Below are 23,289 nucleotides of genomic sequence, written 5' to 3'. Positions count from 1 at the left end.
GGCTTCCGGCCCCGGTCACGCCAGGGGCCGGAAGCCGACCCGTTCTGCGTCCGCCGCGCTGGCGAACCACACTTCGGCCACCATCCGCGGGTACTGCGGTGAGTCCTCCGTGCAGTAGCGCAGGGCCGTCACACTCGCCTTGACGGGATACTCCGGGGATGGTTGTCCCCCGCCGGGCAGCGGCATAGCCGACCCGGGGCCGAAGGGCCCCGACGAGCTCGAACCGTCCTGCCCGACCTGCCCCGGAGGCTGCTCGGTCGCCGCAGCGCCCGCCGTGTCCTGCCCCCCGGAGCCGGGCAGGTCGTTACCGCCCGGCGTGGCGTCCTGCCGCTCCGGCCCGCGGCCTTCCTCGGCGGGCTCGAACAGCGACCCGCTGGTCGCCTGGGCCGACTCCGGGTGCGGCGCCCTCCTGGCCACCGGGCGCATCGACGGCTGGATCGGCTTCGGCGGTTCGAAGCCACCCCGGATGCTGTGGTTCGCGCCCCGCGTGCGCTTCGGCAGCGGCGGGCCGTCCGGCGCCACATCGGTCTCCAACGGCTCGGAGAAGGGATCCGACAGCGCGGTCGAGTCCTCCGTACCGGCCGCCGTGTCCACATCCGCCCGGTTCCCGGTGGCATCGCCCGGCCGTTCCGCTGCGCCGTAGCCGGCCGCGTCCTCCGCGCTCCGTTCGAACCCGTGCTCGACACCGGCATCGGTGTGCGAGGCCCACGACTGCTCGACGCCGGTATCGGCGGGCGAAGCCAACCGCTCGTCGACGCCGGTATCGGCGGGCGACGTCCGCTGGTGCTCGGCCGAGGTGCTCCACCGCTCGGCTTCCTGCTCTGGCGCGGACCACTGCCACTCGGCAGCCTGGCCGGGCGCGGAGAACCGCTGCTCCGGCTCGGCTTCGGGCTCGAACGTGGTGCCCATGTAGTCCGGCTGGGGCTCGTCCGGGGAGAAGAGCTCGCTCCCGGTCGCCTCTTGCGGCTCCGGCACCGTCTCGCTACCCGCGTACGCGACATCCTCCTGCTGCTGCCACGACGTGCCTGCCGGGTAGTCGGCGCCACCGCCCTCGTACACCTGCTCGCCTGCCGGGAAGCGCTCGGCACCGGCGGGTTCGGCCGCGCCGTGCTGCTGCTCGCCGGCCGAGATGTAGTCGGTTCCCCGGGGCGCGGTGTCCTGGTAATCCGTCACCTCCGCGGGCTGCGCGCTCTCGCCGGCGGGGGCAGGCGCGGTGGCGCCGTAGTCGCCGTATCCGGCGGGCTGGATGAAGCGAGTCCGTTCGGCATCCTGGCGTTCCCGGTGCGCCGGAGTGCCACCTGCCGGTGTGCCCGGTTGCTGAGGAGGGGACTGCGAGGGCTGCTGCGGAGGCTGCGGGGGCTGCGGGGGCTGCGGGGGCTGCTGCGGGGGCGTCACGGGCTCCGTGAAGCGCGCGTGCTGCTCGCGATGCGCCTGGCCGGGGTCCACCCGCCGGGGTGGTGCCGCCGAGAAGCTGTCCGACTCCATCCATGACGTACGGCCGCGCCGGACACTCTGGTCCACCCCCGGCGGTGGAGGATGGTCCTGCCCCGGTTCCCGCTGCGGCCACTCCGCACCGGACGCGGCGTCGACCGGGTCGTCGCGCTCACCGCGGCCCCCCGTGGCGGCAGGCGCACTCTGCCCCTGTGACCGGTGCCGTTCGTGTTCCTCAGCCAGATGACGCTCGAGCTGCCGCACCCGCTGATGCGCGGGACGGACGAGCAGTATCCAGGTGAGCAGGACACCGATGAGGAAGGCGACGAGTGCCCACAACCAGACTTGCGCAAAGACGGACATGCTCTCGACAGTCTCCCTTCCCGGCGGGTTACGCACCATCCAGCGGACGGGGGCCGCTGGCACGCCACCGGAGTTGACATGCTGATGTAGACACCCTAAGGGTGGCTCGCGATGGGTGGATCGGGGCCAACGGTCGGCTCGTACCCTGCCCCTTGTATGAACAACCCGGCATACGCATCACGCTCCGACTAGTGGGTACGCGCGACAAGGTAGTCGGCTATGGACTCGCAAGCCGCCCGCGCCGCCGAGTCCGGAAGTACTTCCAGCTCGGACCGTGCTCGCTGAGCGTAACCGGACAGCGTGGCCCGTGCATGCTCGAGGCCACGGGAGCTGCGCAACAGCTCCACGGCCTCGCCGATCAACGCGTCCTCGGCCAGCGGCGCCGACAGCAGCTCGACGAGCCGTGCGTTCTCCCTGTCGTCGCTGAGCGCGTACAGCATCGGCAACGTCCGTACGCCCTCGCGCAGGTCGGTCCCCTGTGCCTTACCGAGCTCGTCCGACGGGGAGGCGATGTCGATGATGTCATCGGAGATCTGGAACGCCGCGCCGATCAGCTCCCCGAACCGACGCAACGCCGCGACCTGTTCGGGCGGGGCGCCGGACAGCATCGCGCCGAACCGTCCCGCGGTCGCGATCAACGAGCCCGTCTTCTGCCCGATCGCCGCCAGGTAGTGGTCGATCGGATCCTCACCGTCCCTGGCTCCCACCGTCTCCCGCATCTGCCCGGTGACGAGCTCACCGAACGTCTCGGCGATGATCCGGGAGGCCTCCGAGCCGAGTCCGGCGACGAGGCGTGACGCGTGGGCGAACAGGAAGTCCCCGGTGAGAATGGCCACAGTGTTGTCCCAGCGCGCGTTCGCGCTCGGGGCCCCACGCCGGATGACCGCCTCGTCCATCACGTCGTCGTGGTGCAGTGTGGCCAGGTGGACCAGCTCCACAGCCGCGCCTGCCGTCACCACGTCGTCGCGGCCGTCGCTACCGAACTGGCTGGCCAGCAACGTGAACATCGGGCGGAACCGCTTGCCGCCCGCCTCGACGAGGTGTAGCGCCGCGTCGTGCACGAAACGCACGTCGCTGCGCACCACGTCGCGCAGGCGTGACTCGACCGCGCCGAGGCCCTTGGCCAGGTCGGTGAGCAGGCCCTCATCGTCGACCTGTAGACCGATAGCGGCCTTCAGCTCCGCGACAGCGCCGCTGCCCAGTGACGGATCGGACATCTCGCGCGCGGCGTCTTCGAACTCGGACACGTCGGCTAAGCCCTCTCCAGCAGCGGACCACGATCGCCGCCAAGCCTAGTCGGGCGCCTCGGCGGCGTCGTCGCCGGATCACACGTTGACGACCGGGCCCCACCCCGGCTACCCGGACGGGACGGCCGCGAGGTCAGAAGGCGAATCCGCCTGCCCCAGCCCACTCGAGCGCGAACCCAGGGTAGATGCCCAGCAGTAACGTCACGATGGTGCCGGCAGCGATGGTGATGGTCGTGAAGGCCCCTGGCACGGTGACGCTCGCCCCGCCCGCTGCCGGCTCGGTCAAGTACATCACCACCACGACCCGCAGGTAGAAGAACGCGGCCACCGCACTGAACACCAGGGCGAGCACGACCAGCGGAGCCAGACCCTCGCCGAGCGCTGCCGAGAACACCACGAACTTGCCGACGAACCCGCTGGTGAGGGGGATCCCGGCGAGCGCGAACAGCAGGAACGTGAACACCCCGGCGATCAGGGGCGAACGCTTCGCCAGCCCGGCCCAGGACGACAGGTCGGTCGCCTCTCCGTCGGCGTCCCGGACCAGGCTGACAACCGCGAAGGCGGCGAGGGTGGTGAAACCGTAGGCGAGCAGGTAGAACATCGTCGCGGCGAGCCCGCTGTCGCTGAGCGTCATCACCCCGATCACGAGGAACCCGGCGTGCGCGATCGAAGAGTAGGCGATCATGCGCTTCACGTCACGCTGCGTCAGCCCGAGGACCGCCCCGACCGCCATGGACACGATCGCCACGGCCCACAGGACGCCGCGCCATTCCCAGCTGGTGCCTTCGAAGCCCACGTACAGCACCCGCAGCATCGCACCGAACGCGGCGACCTTGGTGCACGCGGCCATGAACCCGGTCACCGAGGTCGGAGCGCCCTGGTAGACGTCCGGCGTCCAGGCGTGGAACGGCCCGACGGAGCCCTTGAACAGCAAGCCCACCACCAGCAGGCCGAAGCCGGCGAACAGCAGGGTGTCCGAGCGGTCGCTACCGGCGGCTGCTGTGGCGATATCGCCCAGCCGGACCGAACCCGCGTAGCCGTACAGCAGGGCGACGCCGTAGAGGAAGAAGGCGCTCGCGAACGCGCCGAGCAGGAAGTACTTAACGGCGGACTCCTGGGACAGCAGCCTGCGCCTGCGGGCGAGCCCGCACATCAGGTACAGCGGCAGGCTCAGCACCTCCAGCGCGATGAACATCGTCAGCAGGTCGTTGGCCGCGACGAACGTCATCATCCCGCCGAGCGCGAACAGGGTCAGCGGGAAGACCTCCGTCTGCATCCCGCGCGTGCCGTCGGCGGGCGCGGCGCCCGCACGCCCGCCTGCCGTCCCCGGTACGCCGGTGGTCACCGAGCCCCCGCCGCCTGCCGCGCCACGCAGCGCGGCCTGGGACACGAACGCACCACCCGGCTCCACCGTGCGTTCGGCGATGAACAGCAGCGCCGCGAAGGCCAGGGCCAGCAACGTTCCCCAGAGGAACAGCGCGGGCGCGTCGATGGCCAGGGTATCGACCATCGTCGTGACTCCCTGTGCCGGAGCCCCCGGCACGTAGGCGCCGAGCGCGATGCCCGCTCCGGCGAGGGCGACCAGGCTCACGGTGACCTGTACCGACCAGCGCAGATTCCGCGGTACGAACGCCTCGAGCAGCACACCGACGGCGGCCGCGCCGAGCACGATCAGTACCGGCAGTATCGCCGTGTAGTCGACGGACGGAGGAGAAAGGGCCGTCACCTGCGCTCCGAACATCTCGAGCCTCACCTCTCGTCACCTTCCTGCACGGCACTCAGCGTCGCCTCGACCGACGGAGTGACCACGTCCACGACCGGCTTGGGGTACAGGCCCAAGCCGATGATCAGCACGATCAGCGGCGCCAGCACGGCCAGCTCCCTGGGGGACGTGTCCCGGATGGCCTTGCGCGCCCCGGTTTCCGGTGCCTGCACGGCGCCCGGTCCACCACCGGCCCCGACCAGCGCGTCGCCACGCACGGGGCCCTGCATCACCCGCTGGTACAGCCACAGCACGTACACCGCCGCGAGCACCATGCCCAGCACGGCGAGCACGGCGAATACCGGCCTGGACTCGAAGGCACCGAGCAGCACGAGGAACTCGCTGACGAAGGCATTGGTCCCGGGCAGTGCCAGGGTCGCGAGCCCAGCCAGCAGCATCATCCCGCCGAGCAACGGCGTCAGCTTGGCCATACCGCCGTAGTCGGAGATCGTGCTCGAGCCGCCCCGCGCGATCACCATCCCCACGACCAGGATCAACATCCCGGTGGCCAGGCTGTGGTTGACCATGTAGGTCACCGAGCCGACCTGGGCCTGCGTGGTGAAGGCGAAGATGCCGAGCGCGATGAAGCCGAAGTGCGCGATCGAGACGTAGGCGATGAACCGCTTCATGTCCTGCTGCCCTGCGGCCAGCACCGAGCCGTACAGCACGCCAGCCACGGCCAGCGTGAGTACCAGGGGGGCCAGCTCGACGCTCGCGGCGGGGAACATCGGCAGGCAGTAGCGCAGGAAACCGAACGTGCCGACCTTGTCGAGCACGCCGACGAGCACGACGGCCACCCCGATCGGGGCCTGCCCGGCTGCGTCCGGCAGCCACGTGTGCAGCGGCACGAGCGGAGCCTTCACCGCGAACGCCAGGAAGAACCCGAGGAACAGCCACACCTGCGTACCCAGCGGTGCGTCGGAGACGACCGATACCAGCGTGGCCCAGTCGAAGGTCCCCTCGCCGAGCTCGTCGGCGGCGAGTACGTACGAGCCGATCACCGAGGCCAGCATGATCAGGCCGCCGAGGAACGAGTAGAGGAAGAACTTCACCGCAGCGTACTGCCTGTTCGGGCCGCCGTAGGCCCCGATGAGGAAGTACATCGGGATCAGCATGACCTCGAACAGTACGTAGAACAGGAACACGTCGGTCGCCGCGAACACCCCGATGGTCAGCGACTGCTGAACAAGCAGCAGCGACAGGTAGCCGCCCGCGCTGCGGCCTTCCGGGAGCTTGTCCGTGACACCGAGGACGCCGATCACCAGCGGTACCAGCAGCGCGATGACCGCGATCATCACCAGCGCGATCCCGTCGATACCGAACGCGAAGTGGATGCCGAACTGCGGGATCCACTCGACAGAGCTGGTCTGTTGCATCCGGTCGCCCGCCGGTTCGTAACCCGCCCACAGGGGCACCACCAGTAGCAGCGTGGCCAGCGAGAAGCCGAACGCGGTCAGCGTAGCGAGCCGGTCATTACCGCGTAGTCCCGCGACGGCGGCGGCGCCGACCAGTGGTAGCAGGATCAGCGCGAGTAGCCAGGTCATACGAACCTCACCATCAACAACAGACCGAGGAGCACACCGGCTCCGGCAAGCATGGACAGCGCGTAGGAGCGGGCGAATCCGGTTTGCAACCTGCGCAGCCGCCCGGAACCACCGCCGAGCCCGGCCGCGAGGCCGTTGACGACCCCGTCGACGCCCCTGTTGTCCACGTAGACCAGCGCCCTGGACAGCCAGATACCCGGACGCGCGACCAGCGCCTCATTGAGCGCGTTCCCGTAGAGATCCGCGCGGGCGGCCCGCACCACGGCGCTCACCCGCGCGGGGCGTTCGACCGGGGTCTCGGGCCTGGCAACAAGCAACACGGCCAGCACCACGCCGAGGGCCACAGCGGTCATCGTGGCCGCGACCACCGTGCCGTGGCCGAGCACCGGCTCCGCTCCGTGCTCCAGTTCGCCGAGCGACGGACTCAGCCAGTGCGCGAGGCGCTCCCCCGTGGCGAAGAAGTACCCCGCGCCCACGGAACCGACCGCAAGCAGCATCATCGGCACCGTCATGACCGGGCCCGACTCGTGGGGGTGGAACTCGCGTCCATCGCTGTCGGTCAGCTCCGCCCAGCGCTGCTTGCCGAAGAACGTCAACACCATCAAGCGGGTCATGTAGAAGGCGGTGATGCCCGCGCCCAGCAGCGCGGCGCCCCCGAAGACCCAGCCTTGCCAACCACCCTGGCCGAAGGCCGCGTTGATGATCGCGTCCTTGGAGTAATAGCCGGACAGGAACGGGAACCCGATCAGAGCCAGGTACCCGAGTCCGAAGGTGACGAAGGTGATCGGCATCTTCCGGTACAGACCACCGAACTTGCGCATGTCGACCTCGTCGTTCATGCCGTGCATGACCGAGCCCGCGCCGAGGAACAGTCCTGCCTTGAAGAAGCCGTGCGTCAGCAGGTGCATGATCGCCAGTGCGTAGCCGAACGGGCCGAGCCCGACAGCGAGCATCATGTACCCGATCTGGCTCACGGTGGAGTAGGCGAGCACCTTCTTGATGTCGTCGTACGCGCAGCCGATGATCGCCCCGACCAGCAGGGTCACCGCACCGATGATGGTCACGACCAGCTGCCCGGTCGGGGTGACGTTGTAGATCGGGTTGGCCCGTGCGATGAGGTAGACACCCGCGGTCACCATCGTCGCCGCGTGGATCAGCGCGGAGACCGGCGTGGGACCTTCCATCGCGTCCGGCAGCCACGCCTGCAGCGGGACCTGACCGGACTTGCCGCAGGCACCGAGCAGCAACAGCAGCGCGATCACCACCGCGACTCCGGTGGGTACGTCACCGATCCCGGCGAAGACCTCCGCGTAGGATGTCCCGCCGATGTGCTTCCACATCAGGAAGATGGCCACGGCGAGGCCGACGTCGCCGACCCGGTTCATGACGAATGCCTTCTTCGCCGCGGTCGCCGCGCTCGGCTTGTACTGCCAGAAACCGATGAGGAGGTAGGACGCCAGGCCGACGCCTTCCCAGCCGAGGTACAGGCTGACGAACCCGTTGCCGAGCACGAGCACCAGCATCGCCGCCACGAACAGGTTCATGTAGGCGAAGAACTTCCTGCGCTCCGGGTCTTCTCCCATGTAGCCCAGCGAGTACACGTGGATCACCGAGCCCACGCCGGTGATCAGCAGGGCGAACGTCACCGACAGCGGATCGATCAGCAGCGCGATGTCGACCTGGAGCTCGCCGACGGGGATCCAGGAGAACAGGCGTGCCTCGGCCGAGCGATCCGCGGCCTGCCTACCGAGCAGTGTGGCGAACAGTGCCAGCGCGTAGGCGAAGGACGCGAGGACCGTCGCGCACCCCAGCAGGTGCCCCCACCCGTCCGTCCGCTTGCCACCGGCGAGCAGGACGAGTGCGCCGAGGGCGGGCAAGGCCACCAGCAGCCACGATGATGCGATCACTGTCTAACCCCTACAGTCTTCCCGTTCGTTTGCGGCAGCACTCCCACTCCCCGGGGTCAATACTTCAGCAGGTTGGTGTCGTCGATGGACGCCGACCTGCGAGTACGGAAGATGGACATGATGATGGCGAGCCCGACGACCACTTCCGCGGCCGCGACCACCATGACGAAGAAAGCCATGACCTGACCGTCGAGGGTGCCTTCGATCCGGGCGAAGGTAACCAGGCTGAGATTGACCGAGTTCAGCATCAGCTCGATGCACATGAACACCACGATCGCGTTGCGCCGCACCAGGACACCGACGGCCCCGATCGAGAACAGCAGCGCCGACAGCAGCAGGTAGTACTCCGGGGTCACCGCTCGCTCCCCTCATCGTCGGTCGTGCTCGGCCCCGCGCCGCCGTCCTCACCGCCGTGGACGCCCTCGGCCTGCTCGCCGCCCTCCAGCGCACGCATCCATCCGGGTGGCGAGACGCGGCGCGCCGTCGGCGTCGACTCGATCAGGTCGGACAGCGAGTCCTCCGCGATGCTGCCGTCCGGCAGTAGCGCGGGCGTGGCCACCGAGTTGCCGGTGGCGAACACGCCGGGGCCGGGCCTACCGGAAGGCCGCTCGTACTCGCCGCGGAAGCGTGCCTCGACCAGCTCGCGCTGCGAGCGCTTCGCACCCTCGTCACGCTTGTCACGCTGGGCGAGCACGATGCCTGCGAGGCCGGCGACGATCAGCAGGGCGGCGGTGAGCTCGAACGGGAACAGGTAGTCGGTGAAGATCAGCTCACCGAGCCCGCCTGCGCCGCCGCCTTCGGGGCTCGTGGGGTCCAGCGGCGGGGCGAACCGCGTGTCGCGCAGCGACCGGACCAGTGCGGCCGAGAGCAGGGCCGCGAAGCCGACACCGAACACCGCGGCGGCCAGCCGCTGACCACGCAATGCCTCGACCAGCGCGTCCGAACTGTCCTTTCCCGCCATCATCAGCACGAACAGGAACAGCATCATGACCGCGCCGGTGTAGACGATGATCTGGGTGAAGCCGAGGAACGAGGCGTTCTGGATCAGGTAGAACACGCCGAGCGTCAGCATGGTGACCACGAGCCACAGGGCGGAGTGCACCGCGTTGCGCACGAAAACCATGCCGAGCGCGCCGGCGACGGCCAACGGGCCGAGTATCCAGAACGCCGCGGCCTCGCCGGTCGTCACCGCTTCCTGGCCAGGGGTCTGGGCCAGCACGAGACCCGCGTCGACGAACGACGTCACTGCAGTGCCTCCTCATCCTTGCCGGACCGGTCACGCTCGAGCTCCGGACCGAAGGTGTAGTAGTCCTGCTCGTCGTCCCCGAGCCGCATGGGGTGTGGCGGCTCCTCCATACCCGGCAACAGCGGCGCCATCAGGTCTTCCTTGGTGTAGATGAGTTTCCGCCGGTCGTCATCGGCGAGCTCGTAGAAGTTGATCATCGTCAGCGAGCGTGTCGGGCATGCCTCGACGCACAGCCCGCAGCCGATGCACCGCAGGTAGTTGATCTGGTAGTCCTTGCCGTAACGCTCCCCTGGCGAGTAGCGCTCCTCCTCGGTGTTGTCGCCACCCTCCACGAAGATCGCGTCCGCGGGGCAGGCCCACGCGCAGAGCTCGCAACCGACGCATTTCTCCAACCCGTCGGGGTGACGGTTGAGCTGGTGCCGAGCGCGGTAACGCGGGGCCGTGGCGTGGAACTCCTCCGGGTACTGCTCGGTAACCACCTTCTTGAACATGGTCGAGAAGGTGACCCCGAAGCCCTTGATCGGATCAAACATTCCCATTGTCGTCGGCCTCCTTCCGGCCTTCGGTGCCGATCTCGGGGGTGGTACGGCGCTCACCCGAGCCGGTCACGGCGCGCCGCTTGGGCTTCTTCGGCACCTCGAGATCAAGCGGCGGCACCGGGTAGTCGCCACCGGTCACCGGCACCCGGTCGTCATCGGCAGGGGCCGGCTTCTCCGGGATCAGCAGGCTCAGCAACACGATGACGGCGATCACCGCGCCACCGAAGATCAGGATCTGGTTCGTCGTCACCTCGGCGTCGGTCCGGATCGCCCGGATGCCTGCGATCAGCACGATCCACGCCAGGTTCACGGGGATGAGCACCTTCCAGCCGAGCCGCATGAACTGGTCGTAGCGGAACCGCGGCAGGGTGCCGCGCAGCCAGATGAACAGGAACATGATGACCAGGCACTTGAGCACGAACCACAGGAACGGCCACCAGCCCTCGTTCAGCATCCCGTCACCGATCATCGACAGCGGCCACGGCGCCATGTAGCCGCCGAGGAACAGGGTCACGGTGAACGCCGAAAGCGACACGATCATCACATACTCGGCGAGGAAGAACAGCGCGAACTTCAACGAGCTGTACTCGGTGTGGAACCCACCGACCAGCTCCGACTCGGCCTCGGGCAGGTCGAACGGCGCCCGGTTGGTCTCGCCGACGATCGAGATCAAGAAGATCACGAAGCTCGGCAGCAGCAGGAACGCGAACCAGCCGTCCACCTGCGCGTCGACGATGTCGCCTGTGGACAGCGACTGGGCGTACAGGATCACGGCGACCAGCGACAGGCCCATCGCGATCTCGTAGGAGATCACCTGTGCCGCCGACCGCAACGACCCGAGCAGCGGGTACGGCGAGCCCGAGGCCCAGCCGCCGAGCACGATGCCGTACACCCCGATGGCCGAGGCTGCCAGGACCACCAGCACGCCGACCGGGATGTCGATCAGTTGCAGGTAGGTGGTGTGCCCGAAGATCTCGACCTGCGGCGCGAAGGGGATCACCGAGAACGTGGCGAATGCCGTGGCCGTGGAGATCACCGGCGCGATGAAGTACACCTTCTTGTCGGCGTTGGCCGGGATGATCTCCTCGGCGAACGCGAGCTTGATGCCGTCGGCCAGCGACTGCAGCCAGCCACCGGGGCCCACCCGGTTCGGCCCGCTACGGTGCTGCATCCGCGCCACGACCTTGCGTTCCCAGACGATCATGAACAGGGTCATGAGCACGCCGAAACCGAACAGCAGGACGACTTTCAGCAGCACAAGCCACAACGGGTCGTTGGCAAGCACCTCACCCCGGGGCATCTCCTCGGGGGCCTGGGCGAGAAGCGCGTTCATCCTCGGTCTCCCTCTGTACTCGCCGCCGCGAGCCCGACAGCGGCACCATGCCCGGCCCCCAGAGCGCTGCGCACCGAGACCGGGGACCGTGCGGGCACCCAGACGACGTCATCGGGCATGTCCGTGAGCTCGGCGGGCAGGGTCACCTCACCGAGCGCGGTGCGCACGCTCGCCGGCTTCCCCCGCTCGATACCGAAACGCTGCGCCGTGGCAGGCGACAGGCGTAGCACGGCGCGCCGCGCGGTTCCGGCCAGGTAGGGCTCGTCCACCTGAAGGGAGGCGTTGTCGATCAGCTCACGCCAGGTCGCCAGCCACACCTGCCCCGTACCGAGCTCGCGCCGTGCGGACGAACCCGCCTCCACCGGTCGCCCGGCCGCCGTCCCGCCCGCGCGCAGTTCGGAGACCTTCGCGAGATCCGCGGCGGCCGCCGCGGGCGTCTGGGTGAACAGGTCGACGTCCATCTCGACGGCCAGCGTGTCCAGCAGCCGGCAGTCCGGGAGCGCGCCCGTACCGGAGACGGTGACCTCGAAACCGCGGGAACGTCCCTCCCAGTTGAGGTAACTGCCGGACTTCTCGTCGGCAGGGGCGATCGGCAGGACCACGTCGGCGAGCTCGGTGACCGGGCTCGGCCGCATCTCGATGCTGAGCACGAACCCGGCGGCCCGGAGAGCCTCCCGCGCGCCCTCGGGATCCGGCAGGTCGTCGGGGTCCACCCCAGCAACGACGAGCGCGTCCAGCTCGCCTCGGGCAGCCGCCGCGAGTATCCCCGCGGTGTCACGACCCCGCCGCGCGGGCAGCGTGCCGCCTTCGATCCCCCACAGTGACTCGAGCTCGTTCCTGGCGCGCTCGTCGTCGTACGGGATGCCACCCGGCAGCAACGTGGGTGCGGCCCCCGCGTCGAGCGAGCCGCGCTCCCCGGCACGCCGGGGTACCCACGCCGCCCTGGCCCCGGTACGCCGCACCAGGCTGTCCACGGCGGCGAACAGCCCCGGGACCTCCGCGGCCCGCTCGCCGACCAGCACGAGCGCGCCGTCCGTGCGCAGGGCCTCGTCGAGGTCACGTGCGTGCTCGGCGATCCCGTCGAGCACGGCCGCCTCCGCACCGGGCGCGCAGGTGAGCAGCTCACCGAACGTCTTGCGCACGGCAGGCGTCGCCCACTGCCCGATGTGGAAGACCTTGGTCCCGCGGTCCCGCGCGGACTTGCGCAGCCGCAGGAACACGATCGGCGACTCCTCTTCCGGCTCGAAGGCCACGCACAGTACGGCGGGAGCCTTCTCGATGTCGGCGTAGCTGACCGCCGTGCCCGGTGAGGTCCCGAGCACGCTACTGGTCAGGAACTCCAGCTCCTCGTCCGAGTGGGCGCGAGCGCGGAAGTCGATGTCGTTGGTGCGCAGTGCCACCCGCGCGAACTTGGCGTAGGCGTAGGCGTCCTCGACGGTGAGCCTGCCGCCGCTGAGCACTCCGGCCCCCGCGCCGGCACGCGCGCCGAGCAGCGCCTCGGAGGTGACCCGGAGCGCCTCGGTCCACGAGGCCTCCCGCAGCTCGCCGTCACCGGGGTCGCGCACCAGCGGCTTACGGATGCGGTCCCGCGCGGTGGCGTAGCGGAAGGCGAAGCGCCCCTTGTCGCAGTCCCACTCCTCGTTGACCTCCGGGTCCTCCCCTGCGAGCCTGCGCATCACCTTGCCGCGCCGGAAGTCGGTGCGCTGGGCACATCCCGCGGCGCAGTGCTCGCAGACGCTCGGCGCGGAGACCAGGTCGAAGGGCCGCGAGCGGAAACGGTACTCCGCCGAGGTCAGCGCGCCGACAGGGCAGATCTGGATGGTGTTGCCGGAGAAGTAGCTCTGGAACGGATCGCCTGCCGAGGTATGCGAGGCGGAGTCGACGATGTCGCTGGTCTCGGCCGTACCGACCTGCTGGCTCGGCCCGCGCTCCAGCATCTCGATGAACGGGTCACCGGCGATCTGCTCGGAGAAGCGCGTGCAGCGCTGGCACTGCACGCACCGCTCGCGGTCGAGCAGCACCTGCGAGGAGATCGACAGCGGCTTGGGGAAGGTCCGCTTGGTGTCGACAAATCGGGAGGTCGCCCTGCCGTGCGCCATGGCCTGGTTCTGCAGCGGGCACTCGCCACCCTTGTCGCAGATCGGGCAGTCCAGCGGGTGGTTGATGAGCAGTAGCTCCATCACCCCCTCCTGCGCCTTGTCCGCGACCTCGGAGGACTTCTGGGTCCGCACGACCATCCCGTCGGCGACCGCGATCGTGCAGGAGGCCTGTGGTTTGGGCATCGGACGCCCGTTCACCTCGACCTCGACGAGGCACTGGCGGCACGCGCCTGCCGGATCGAGCAGGGGGTGATCACAGAACCGCGGGATCACGGTGCCGATCCGCTCGGCCGTGCGGATCACCAGCTCCCCTTCCGGAGCGATGATCTCCTGCCCGTCGATGGTCAGCTTGACATGCCCTTCCGGCACCTGCGTCTGCTGTTCCTCGGGTGCGATCGTCATGACTGGGCTCCCACCAAGGCCGATTGGGCGTCTCCCCCTGAACTGGCCGCAGACGAGGTGGCGTTCTGCCTGCACAGCTCGAGGAACTCGGATCGGAAGTACTGGATGCCGCTGGTGATCGGGCTGACCGCGCCGTCACCGAGCGCGCAGAAGGACCGGCCGAGCACGTTGTCGCATACGTCGAGCAGCGTCTCGATGTCCTCCTCGGTGCCACGGCCGTCGACCATCCGCTCGAGGATCTGCGCGAGCCAGTACGTCCCTTCCCTGCACGGCGTGCACTTTCCGCAGGACTCGTGCCGGTAGAACTGCGTCCACTTCATGACCGCCCACGGCACCGACACCGTCTCGTTGAAGATCATCAGGGCTGTGGTGCCGAGCATCGAGCCCGCTTCGGCCGCACCCTCGAAGTCCAGCGGGACATCGAGGTGCTCGGCGGTGAACAGCGGGGTGGACGAGCCACCCGGCGTCCAGAACTTCAGCGGGATACCGTCCTTCATCCCGCCCGCGAGATCCAGCAGCTCGCGCAGCGTGGTGCCCAGCGGCGCCTCGTACTGGCCGGGACGCTCCACGTGCCCGGAGATCGAGAAGATCTTCGGGCCGGGCGACTTCTCGGTCCCCATCGCACGGAACCAGTCCACACCCCCGTTGACGATGAACGGGACCGTCGCGATGGTCTCCACGTTGTTCACCGTGGTCGGCTGCGAGTACAGCCCCGAGGCGGCGGGGAACGGTGGCTTGAGCCGCGGCTCGCCCCTGCGCCCCTCCAGCGAGTCGAGTAGCGCGGTCTCCTCGCCGCAGATGTACGCGCCCGCCCCGGCGTGCACGGTGATGTCCAGGTCGAAGCCGGAACCGAAGATGTCGGAACCGAGGTAACCCGCCTCGTAGGCCTCGGACACCGCCGCGCTGAGCCTGCGCATACAGTGCAGCACCTCACCGCGCACGTAGATGAAGCAGTGGTGCGCGCGCATCGCGTAGGCGGAGATGATGCAGCCCTCGATCAGCGAGTGCGGGTCGGCCATCATCAGCGGGATGTCCTTGCAGGTACCCGGCTCTCCCTCGTCCGCGTTGATCACGAGGTAGTGCGGCTTCTCCTCGTCCTTCGGCATGAAGCCCCACTTCACACCCGCGGGGAACCCGGCACCACCACGTCCGCGCAGGCCCGCTTCCTTGATCAGCGACACGAGCTGTTCCGGCGTACCGCGCAACGCCTTGCGCGCCGCGGTATAGCCCTCGAGCTGCTCGTAGGTGGACAGCCGCCACGAGTTCGGCGAGAGCCACCGCTTGGTCAGCACCGGCGTGATCGGATCGCTCACTTCTGCTCCACCTCCGGCAGGGCGACGTCGTCCGGCATGGCGGGGGCGGTCCAGCCGCGATCCCGCGCCAGCCGCGCGCCGCGCACGGTCTCCTCTGCGGCGGTCGGCGCATCCACATCGGACCGGGACTGTTCGGCCTCCTCCGGGAAGAACCCGGCGAGCTGCAGCTCCGCCGAACGGAAATCCGTCAGCGGCGCCCCCCGCGTCGGAGCGGGCCTGTCCCCGTCACGCAACGCGTCGACCAGCTCGACCGCGCTGTCCGGTGACTGGTTGTCGAAGTACTCGTAGTTCACCTGCAGCACGGGTGCGAGGTCGCACGCCGCGAGGCACTCGGCGTGCTCGATCGTGATCGAGCCCTGCTCCCCCGGGGTGCCCGCGGTCTCCTCGTGCCCGAGCGGCCTGCCGTCCTCGCCGAGGTGTTCGCACAGCCTGCGGTACACCGCGTCGCCGCCGAGGGCCGCGCACAGGGTGTTGGTGCACACGCTGACCAGGTGCTGGCCACACGGCCTGCGCTTGTACATCGTGTAGAACGTGACGACCCCGCTGACCTCGGCTTCACTCAGGTCGAGATGCCGCGCGCAGAAGGTGATGCCCTCCCGGCTGACATAGCCCTGCACCGACTGCACCAGGTGAAGCAGGGGAAGCAGGGCCGACCGGGAGTGCGGGTAGCGCGCGATCACCTCGCGCGCCTTGGCATGGATGTCCGCGTCGAACACCTCCTCCGTCGACGGGTCCGTCGCGGGGTCCACGGACGGTTCGCGCGCTGCCGACCGCGCCTGTTCGTGCGCCTCGGTCACCGATCACACCCTCCCATCACCGGATCAAGCGAGGCGACGGCCGCGATGACGTCCGCGACCATCCCCCCTTCCGACATCGCCGGCATGGACTGCAGGTTCACGAAACTGGGGTCACGCACGTGAACCCGCATCGGTCGCGTACCGCCGTCCGAAACCATGTGGTACCCGAGCTCGCCGCGTGGCGACTCGACCGCGGTGTAGACCTGGCCGGGCGGCACGCTGAAGCCTTCGGTCACGAGCTTGAAATGGTGGATCAACGCCTCCATCGACTGGCCCATGATGTTGCGCACGTGGTCCAGCGAATTGCCGATCCCGTCGGAGGCCACCGACAGCTGAGCGGGCCAGGCGATCTTCTGGTCGGAGACCATCACCGGTCCCGGCTCCAGCTTCTGCACGGCCTGCTCGATGATCCGCAACGACTGGTGGATCTCCTCGACGCGCAGCACGTACCGCGCGTAGGCGTCGGCGTCGTTGGAGACCGGCACCTCGAAGTCGTACTCCTCGTAGCCGAGGTAGGGCTCGGTCTTGCGCAGGTCCCAGCCGAGCCCGGCGGCGCGCAGTATCGGACCGCTCGCGCCGAGTGCCAGGCACGCGTCGACCGGCAGGTAGCCAACGCCCTTCAGCCGGTTCTGCCAGATCGGCTGGCCGGTGAGCATCCTGTCGTAGTCCGGCAGCCGCTTCTTCATCAGCTTGACGAACTCTGCGACCTTCTCCGGCGTGTCCTCCGGAACGTCCTGGGCCAGACCGCCCGGCCGGATGTACGAGTGGTTCATCCGCTGCCCTGTGAGGTACTCGAGCAGGTGCAGGACCTCCTCGCGTTCCCGGAACCCGGAGGTCATCGCGGTGAGCGCGCCCAGCTCCATGCCACCGGTGGCCAGCGCGACCATGTGCGAGCTGATCCTGTTGAGCTCGAGCAGCAGCACGCGGATCACCTGCGCCCGGCGCGGGATCTCCAGGCCGAGCAGCTTCTCGACACCCATGCAGTACGCGGCCTCGTTGGACAGGGGTGCCAGGTAGTCCATCCGTGTCACGAAGGTGACACCCTGCGTCCAGTTGCGGACCTCGGTGTTCTTCTCGATACCGGTGTGCAGGTACCCCACGACCGAGCGCAGGTTGGTGACGGTCTCGCCTTCCATCTCGACCACCAGCCGCAGCACCCCGTGCGTGGACGGGTGTTGCGGGCCGAGGTTCATCACGATCCGCTCGTCACCGCCGACGTCGGCCATGGCCTCGTCCCAGTCACCACCGGTGACGGTGAAGACCCTGCCTTCCGTCGTGTCCCGGTACTGGGCGTAGGGATCGCTTTCCGAACCCTCCGGGCTGGTGTCCACGCCCGTGGTCACATCCGCCAGCCCCTTGTCGTGCAGCGTGGCGTCGTGTGCGCGCGCGCCGCCGGAGCCGTTAGCGCTCTCGTTGTTGCTCATGAGTACGCCCTCCGCTGGTCGGGGGGAGGAACCTCGGTGCCCTTGTACTCCACGGGGATACCGCCGAGCGGGTAGTCCTTCCGCTGCGGGTGCCCTTCCCAGTCATCGGGCATCAGGATGCGGGTCAGGCCCGGATGCCCGTCATAGATGATGCCGAACATGTCCCAGGCCTCTCGCTCCTGCCAGTCCGCTGCCGGATAGACGTCCACGATGGACGGAACATGCGGGTCGTCGACGTCGACGCAGACCTCGAGCCGGATCCTCCTGCGGTAGGTCATCGATGTCAGGTGGTAGGTGGAGTGCAGCCGCTGCGGCACATCCTCCCCGAAATCCACACCGGAGACCGAGCTGCAGAACTCGAAACGCAGTGCGCCGTCGTCACGCAACGTGCGGCAGACACCGACGAGGTGCTCCCGCCGCACGTAAAAGGTGATCTCACCTCGGTCGACGGTGATCTGCTGGATCGCATCGCGCGGGATGCCGTTCTCGTCCAGCGCCGCGAGGAAGTCGTCGACGAACTCGTCGAACCAGCCACCGTAGGGCCGTTCTGCCGCGGGCGGGACGTACGCAGGAAGGCGGAGCCCGCCGTAGCCGGAGGTGTCCCCCGTCCCGGCGACACCGAACATTCCCCTGCGCGCACGGCCGGCGACAACCGGCTCGGCCGGGCGCGCGCCGTACGGCTCGAGGCTGTCGCCACCGTTGCCGCCGCCGCGCTCGGCACTGGACTGGGTGCCGCCCGGCTGCGGCTTGCTCTCCGCCACCTCTTCGGGCTGCGCGGCCTGCCCCTGTGCGCCGGAGCCGCCGTCGGAGCCCGCACCGGCGGCGCTCGAGTCGGTGGTGGGTGTGGTGGGTTCGTCAGGTTCGGTCACGCTTGCCTCAGCGCTCCTCAAGCAGCTCGAGCGGGATGGTGCTACGACGTCGCCCCTCTACCTCGTTGGCGGGGACCTCGGCCAGCCGCGCTTCGCGGGTCGACTTGGGGGCGTACTTCACCGACGACGGCGGGAGCGGGAGCTCCTCGCCGCGTTCGGCCTTCTCCTCGGCCCGCCGCGGCCCCATCGGCTCCTCGTTGATCTTCGCGTGCAGCTTCAGGATCGCGTCGATCAACATCTCGGGGCGGGGCGGGCAGCCCGGCAGGTACATGTCGACGGGAACGACGTGGTCGACGCCCTGCACGATGGCGTAGTTGTTGAACATCCCGCCGGACGAGGCACAGACGCCCATGGACAGCACCCACTTGGGTTCGGACATCTGGTCGTAGATCTGCCGCAGGACCGGCGCCATCTTCTGGCTGACCCGCCCGGCCACGATCATCAGATCGGCCTGCCGTGGCGACGCGCGGAAGACCTCCATGCCGAAGCGGGACAGGTCGTAGCGCGGACCGCCGGTGGTCATCATCTCGATCGCGCAACAAGCCAGCCCGAACGTCGCGGGCCACAACGAGGACTGTCGCGACCAGTTGGCCAGCTTCTCCACGCTGGCCAGCATGATCCCGCTCGGCAGCTTCTCCTCAAGCCCCATGATGGATCCCTCCCTGGTCGGCTCGACTGCGGGTCGTACACACCGCGTGGGCACCGAGCCATGCACGCGAGCGCGGGTGACGCACGATCAATCCCATTCCAAGCCCCCTCGCGCCCACTCGTACACGTACGGGACGGTGATCGCGACGATGAAGATCGTGACGGCGACGAAACCGAACAAGCCGATCGAGTCGGCGGCGACCGCGTACGGGTAGAGGAAGACCATCTCGATGTCGAACAGGATGAACAGCATCCCGGTCAGGTAGAACTTCACCGGGATCCGGCCACCACCGACCACCGGTTGCGGGGACGCCTCGATGCCGCACTCGTACGGTTCGACCTTCGCCGAGTTGTAACGCTTCGGCCCGACCAGCGGGGCGATCACGACAGAGAAGAGCGCGAACCCCGTGGAAAGCGCGAGAAGCAGCACCAGCGGGAGGTAGGTCTCGACGCTGCTGGTGACTCCCGCTTCCTGCGCGAAGTGCCATACATCGGTGGCTGCTGCGGCTGGCTCGGCCTCGAGCATTGGCACCGTCGTCCTTTCCTGCTCCGGACACAGCCCTTGCCGGCTGGGCGTTCCTGTCCTGTTCCGCAGTCTCTGCGGGGCACCCTAAGAGACCCGGATCACCTCCGGCCCCAACGGGTTACCGGTCAGCTCCCCGCGCATGCGGGGCACGAACCGGCACACATCTTGTGAATTCGTTCACAAGCAGGCGCACAGCGTTGTGAACGCGTTCACAAGATCTGGCCGTAGTCTAGGACGCATATTCCGGCGGTTGTGACGTGGCCCCCCTTTCGAACACGATTCATCTCCCGCCGGATCCTCAACCCGCACCGGCGACGGGGGCATCGAGCGCAGCGGGAACGGCGAGGTCACCCCCGGGACGCACGCGGCACGGCCGGCCGGCGGAACCGAGCGACGACGAGCGCCGAACCGGCGACGCGAGAAAGATCACACGCCTTTTACGGCCGGACGCCGCCGTGACCAACGGCACCCCCGTCGTGACCGAGCGCGTCTCGCGCACCGCGCGAGCCGATGGGCTGTGCGCGCAGGCGGTGCCTACGCGCTCGGTGTCAACCGGGATGCCGTGGTGATCAGGCGATCCACCGCGTCGCCGCCCCGCGCCTCGTAGCAGCCCGACATACCCTTGTAGATCAGCGGAAGGAGGCTCTTGATGCGCAGCCCGTACTTCGTCGACGCGCGCATCACCTTCGGGTTGCCGATCGCCTTGGCGAACAGGTTACCCAGCCGGTAGTAGCCACCCATCTCCTCGGACAGCGCGCGCGGATAGCCCTGCAAGGCGCGCTCCCGGGACGGCCCCTCCGGACGGGCGAGCGCCTGCACGACGCATTCGGCGGCCAGCTGAGCCGACTCCATCGCCGCCGAGATGCCCTCCCCGTTGAACGGGCTGACCATCCCCCCGGCATCCCCGAGCAGCAGCAGACCGTTGCGGTAGTGCGGGGTGCGGTTGAACCCCATCGGCAGCCCGGCGCCACCGATCCGGCCGATCGCGTTCTCCTCCCGGAACCCCCACTCCTCAGGGGTGGAGTCCAGCCACGAGCGCATCAGGGCCCGGTAGTCGGTATTCCGGAACGCCTTGCTCGTCGACAGGATGCCCAGCCCCACGTTGACGGTGCCGTCGCCGAGCGGGAACGCCCATCCGTAGCCGGGCAGCAGCCGGGGGTCGTCCGGGTCGCGCCTGTCCCACAGCTCCAGGTGACCCTCGATCATCGGGTCGTCGTGCTTCGGGCTCTTGTAGTAGCGGCGGACCGCCACACCCATCGGGCGGTTGTCGAGCTTGTCGATCCCGACCGACAACGCGAGCCGGGCCGACACGCCGTCGCATGCCAGCACCAGCGGCGCGCGGTAGGCCACCGGCTCCTTGTCCGGGCCGAACTTGCCGCGCACCCCGACGACCCTGCCGGTGCGCTCCTCGGTGATCGCTTCGGTCACCGTCGTGCGCTCCTGCAACCTCGCCCCCGCCCGCTCGGCGGTACGGGCGAGCAACTCGTCGAAGTCGTGGCGGGTGCGCGAGACCCCGTAGGGCGGGTAGTTGCTCAGCTCGGGCCAGTCCAGCTCGATGGTGTGCTCACCGGCGAGGATGCGCAGGCCCCTGCTGTGCACCCAACCCGCCTCCTGGCGCGTGTCGATCCCGAGATCGATCAGCTGCTTGACGCCACGCGGGGTCAAGCCGTCCCCGCACACCTTGTCCCTGGGAAACGTGGTCTTCTCCAGTACAAGGACATCGACACCCGCGCGGGCAAGGTAGGTCGCCACGGTCGCCCCCGCAGGACCCCCGCCGACAACAATGACCTCCGCGTCCTCATCGGGACGACGCCGACTCGCCGTGCTCATGGCGCCACCCTAGCCCGGGCACGGTCGGTGCGCCCCGGCCCGTAGGTCACACGTGCCGTCACTCCTGCTCCGGCTTGACAGCGCGGTGGATCGCGACCACCCCGAACGTGACGTTCAGCCACTCCACCCCGGACCAGCCGGCAGCGGCGATGATCTCGCCGAGCTCGCGCTGCTGCGGCCACGCGGCCATCGACTCGGCGAGGTAGGAGTACGCGTCCGGGTTCGACGAGGCCCGCTTGCCGAACCAGGTCACCACGCGCATGAGGAACTTGGTGTGCAGGAAGCGCATCAGCGCGTTGGGAGGGGTCGAGACCTCGCAGATCACCAACCTGCCACCCGGCTTGACCACCCGGGCGACCTCGGTGAGCGCGGCAGCGGTGTCCACGAAGTTGCGCAGGCCGAACAGGATCGTCGCGGCGTCGAACGACTCGTCGGCGAACGGCAGCCGCAGCGCGTCCGCCGCCACCATCGGCACCCCGCGCTGCTTGCCGTTGCGCAGCATCTCCACCGAGAAGTCCGCCGCGACGCACCACGCGCCGTGCCTGGCGAACTCCGCGGTGGACACCCCGGTTCCCGCTGCCAGGTCGAGCACGCGATCACCATGGGTGGCGTCCAGGATCTTCGCGGCGACGCTACGCCAGCGCCGGTCGAACCCGAAGGTCATCACCGAGTTCGCGCGGTCGTACCCCTTCGCGACGTCATCGAACATCGCCGCGACCTCGCGGGGGTCCTTGTCCAGATTGGCGCGCGACATAGTGAGCAGCCTAGTAACCCTGCCCCACCGGCGATACGCGCGGGCAGCGCGAGCGCCCCACCTCCGGCATCCGCGGCCCGCCGCGCGTGTCGTTACGCACTCATCCGCCCCGCGTACCCGTCCTCGACGGCGTCGCGGGCCGGGCTCACCGGCAGGCCGGTGACGTCGCCGTAGTGCGCGAGCAGTTCGGCGCAGACCGCCTGCCAGCTGCGCGCGCGCACCGTGGCTCGCCCGCGCGCACCCATCCCGGCACGCAACCGGTCGTCGGCGAGCCGGTCGAGCCTGTCGAGCAGGGCGGCTCGGAACGCGCCCCGCTCGACAGGGAGCAGGTAGCCGGTCACGCCGTCCCGCACCAGGTCCATCGGGCCACCCGCGGCGGGGGCCAGCACGGGCACGCCCGAGGCCATCGCCTCCTGGACGGTCTGGCAGAACGTCTCGTGCGGGCCGGTGTGCACGAACACGTCCAGGCTCGCGTACACGGCTGCGAGCTCGTCGCCGTAGCATGCCCCGAGGAACGTCGCACCCGGCATGCGTTCGCGCAGCGCCTCCCGCGCGGGGCCGTCGCCGACGACGACCAACCGCACGCCGGGGACGTCCTCCAGCGCGGCGAGCCGGTCCACCTCCTTCTCCGGTGCCAGCCGCCCGACGAACCCCACCAGCAGCTCACCGCGCGGCGCCAGCGCCGCTCGCAAGCCGGGGTCGGTCAGCTCGGGGGAGAACCGCGCGACGTCCACCCCGCGCCGCCACAGGTGCACCCGCGGCACACCGTGCTCGTGCAGTTCCCGCGCCGACTCGCTGGAGGGGGCGAGCGTACGGTCGACGGTCCCGTGCAGCCGCCTGATCCATCGCCACGCCGCCCGGCGAGCGAACCCCAATCCGTACGACTCGGCGAACCCCGCGACATCGGTCTGGTAGACGGCCACGCTCGGCACGCCGAGGCGGCGCGCGGCCTGCGCGCCACGCGCCCCCACCACGAACGGCGACGCCAGGTGCACCACGTCCGGGTCGAACTCCCCGAGAGCCGCGTCCAACGCCCTGGTCGGCAACCCGATCGGCAGGGACTTCACCGCGGGGAACTGCACAGCCGGCAGCCGGACGACCCGGGTGTCCCCGTACCACTCCACACCGGAGCCCGGCGCGATCACGAGGGTCCGGTGCCCCGCGGAACGCAGCTGTTCGAGGACCCGCAGCACCGAGTTGGTTACGCCGTTGACCTGGGGCAGGAATGACTCGGTCACGATCGCGATGCGCACAT

General features: G+C 69.2%; 19 protein-coding genes. All 19 read right to left on the bottom strand.

The genetic code is table 11. The annotated features are described in order from the left end of the window. Window positions 1–15: 15 nt before the first annotated feature. The 19 genes from H0B56_RS03740 to H0B56_RS03650 all read right to left on the bottom strand — a co-directional run bounded on the left by H0B56_RS03740 (window position 16) and on the right by H0B56_RS03650 (window position 23,287). Complete coding sequence (locus H0B56_RS03740) at window positions 16–1,794, bottom strand: sunset domain-containing protein (RefSeq protein WP_180891481.1); 1,779 nt, start codon at window positions 1,792–1,794, stop codon at window positions 16–18. Window positions 1,795–1,982: 188 nt separating this feature from the next. Next, window positions 1,983–3,011 (bottom strand): polyprenyl synthetase family protein, encoded by a 1,029-nt coding sequence (locus H0B56_RS03735; RefSeq protein ID WP_180891689.1) that lies wholly within the window; start codon window positions 3,009–3,011, stop codon window positions 1,983–1,985. 163 nt (window positions 3,012–3,174) lie between these two features. Next, complete coding sequence (gene nuoN, locus H0B56_RS03730; protein ID WP_180891688.1) at window positions 3,175–4,782, bottom strand: NADH-quinone oxidoreductase subunit NuoN; 1,608 nt, start codon at window positions 4,780–4,782, stop codon at window positions 3,175–3,177. 8 nt (window positions 4,783–4,790) lie between these two features. Then, a complete protein-coding gene (locus H0B56_RS03725; RefSeq protein WP_180891480.1) occupies window positions 4,791–6,347 on the bottom strand; it encodes an NADH-quinone oxidoreductase subunit M in 1,557 nt (518 codons plus the stop codon). Further along, entirely contained in the window at window positions 6,344–8,254 is a 1,911-nt protein-coding gene (gene nuoL, locus H0B56_RS03720; RefSeq protein ID WP_180891479.1) for an NADH-quinone oxidoreductase subunit L, read from the bottom strand. The genes H0B56_RS03725 and nuoL overlap by 4 nt, the downstream gene beginning before the upstream one ends. A gap of 56 nt (window positions 8,255–8,310) precedes the next feature. Continuing rightward, window positions 8,311–8,610 carry an NADH-quinone oxidoreductase subunit NuoK gene (nuoK, locus tag H0B56_RS03715; RefSeq protein WP_089302279.1) on the bottom strand — a complete coding sequence of 100 codons (300 nt, stop codon included), beginning with the start codon at window positions 8,608–8,610 and terminating at the stop codon, window positions 8,311–8,313. After that, window positions 8,607–9,500, bottom strand: a complete 894-nt coding sequence (locus H0B56_RS03710; RefSeq protein ID WP_180891478.1) for an NADH-quinone oxidoreductase subunit J — start codon at window positions 9,498–9,500, stop codon at window positions 8,607–8,609. The genes nuoK and H0B56_RS03710 overlap by 4 nt, the downstream gene beginning before the upstream one ends. Next, window positions 9,497–10,039, bottom strand: coding sequence for an NADH-quinone oxidoreductase subunit NuoI (nuoI, locus tag H0B56_RS03705; protein ID WP_180891477.1), 543 nt, complete (start codon window positions 10,037–10,039; stop codon window positions 9,497–9,499). Before nuoI ends, H0B56_RS03710 begins: the two co-directional genes overlap by 4 nt. Then, entirely contained in the window at window positions 10,026–11,372 is a 1,347-nt protein-coding gene (gene nuoH / locus H0B56_RS03700) for an NADH-quinone oxidoreductase subunit NuoH (protein WP_180891476.1), read from the bottom strand. The genes nuoI and nuoH overlap by 14 nt, the downstream gene beginning before the upstream one ends. Further along, on the bottom strand, window positions 11,369–13,873 hold the full coding sequence (locus tag H0B56_RS03695) for an NADH-quinone oxidoreductase subunit G (RefSeq protein WP_180891475.1): 2,505 nt from the start codon (window positions 13,871–13,873) through the stop codon (window positions 11,369–11,371). The genes nuoH and H0B56_RS03695 overlap by 4 nt, the downstream gene beginning before the upstream one ends. Then, window positions 13,870–15,186 (bottom strand): NADH-quinone oxidoreductase subunit NuoF, encoded by a 1,317-nt coding sequence (nuoF, locus tag H0B56_RS03690; protein ID WP_180891474.1) that lies wholly within the window; start codon window positions 15,184–15,186, stop codon window positions 13,870–13,872. Before nuoF ends, H0B56_RS03695 begins: the two co-directional genes overlap by 4 nt. After that, window positions 15,183–15,935 (bottom strand): NADH-quinone oxidoreductase subunit NuoE, encoded by a 753-nt coding sequence (nuoE, locus tag H0B56_RS03685; RefSeq protein WP_343063754.1) that lies wholly within the window; start codon window positions 15,933–15,935, stop codon window positions 15,183–15,185. The genes nuoF and nuoE overlap by 4 nt, the downstream gene beginning before the upstream one ends. A gap of 44 nt (window positions 15,936–15,979) precedes the next feature. Then, window positions 15,980–17,407 (bottom strand): NADH-quinone oxidoreductase subunit D, encoded by a 1,428-nt coding sequence (locus H0B56_RS03680; protein WP_180891472.1) that lies wholly within the window; start codon window positions 17,405–17,407, stop codon window positions 15,980–15,982. Then, the gene (locus H0B56_RS03675; protein ID WP_180891687.1) at window positions 17,404–18,168 is read right to left on the bottom strand and encodes an NADH-quinone oxidoreductase subunit C; all 765 of its coding nucleotides are present in this window, start codon (window positions 18,166–18,168) and stop codon (window positions 17,404–17,406) included. The genes H0B56_RS03680 and H0B56_RS03675 overlap by 4 nt, the downstream gene beginning before the upstream one ends. A 115-nt stretch (window positions 18,169–18,283) precedes the next feature. After that, a complete protein-coding gene (locus H0B56_RS03670; protein ID WP_219632110.1) occupies window positions 18,284–18,925 on the bottom strand; it encodes a NuoB/complex I 20 kDa subunit family protein in 642 nt (213 codons plus the stop codon). A gap of 87 nt (window positions 18,926–19,012) precedes the next feature. Then, a complete protein-coding gene (locus tag H0B56_RS03665; protein WP_089302271.1) occupies window positions 19,013–19,450 on the bottom strand; it encodes an NADH-quinone oxidoreductase subunit A in 438 nt (145 codons plus the stop codon). A gap of 534 nt (window positions 19,451–19,984) precedes the next feature. Then, window positions 19,985–21,280: a geranylgeranyl reductase family protein gene (locus H0B56_RS03660; RefSeq protein ID WP_180891471.1), complete on the bottom strand. Its 1,296-nt coding sequence runs from the start codon at window positions 21,278–21,280 to the stop codon at window positions 19,985–19,987. A gap of 58 nt (window positions 21,281–21,338) precedes the next feature. Further along, window positions 21,339–22,034, bottom strand: coding sequence for a demethylmenaquinone methyltransferase (locus H0B56_RS03655; protein ID WP_180891470.1), 696 nt, complete (start codon window positions 22,032–22,034; stop codon window positions 21,339–21,341). Window positions 22,035–22,126: 92 nt separating this feature from the next. Beyond that, complete coding sequence (locus H0B56_RS03650; RefSeq protein ID WP_180891469.1) at window positions 22,127–23,287, bottom strand: glycosyltransferase; 1,161 nt, start codon at window positions 23,285–23,287, stop codon at window positions 22,127–22,129. Between the last annotated feature and the right edge of the window lie 2 nt (window positions 23,288–23,289).

The organism is Haloechinothrix aidingensis (assembly GCF_013450155.1).
Taxonomy (GTDB): domain Bacteria; phylum Actinomycetota; class Actinomycetes; order Mycobacteriales; family Pseudonocardiaceae; genus Haloechinothrix; species Haloechinothrix aidingensis.
Note: the sequence above shows the minus strand (reverse complement) of the source record. Positions and strands in the feature narration are given on the sequence as shown.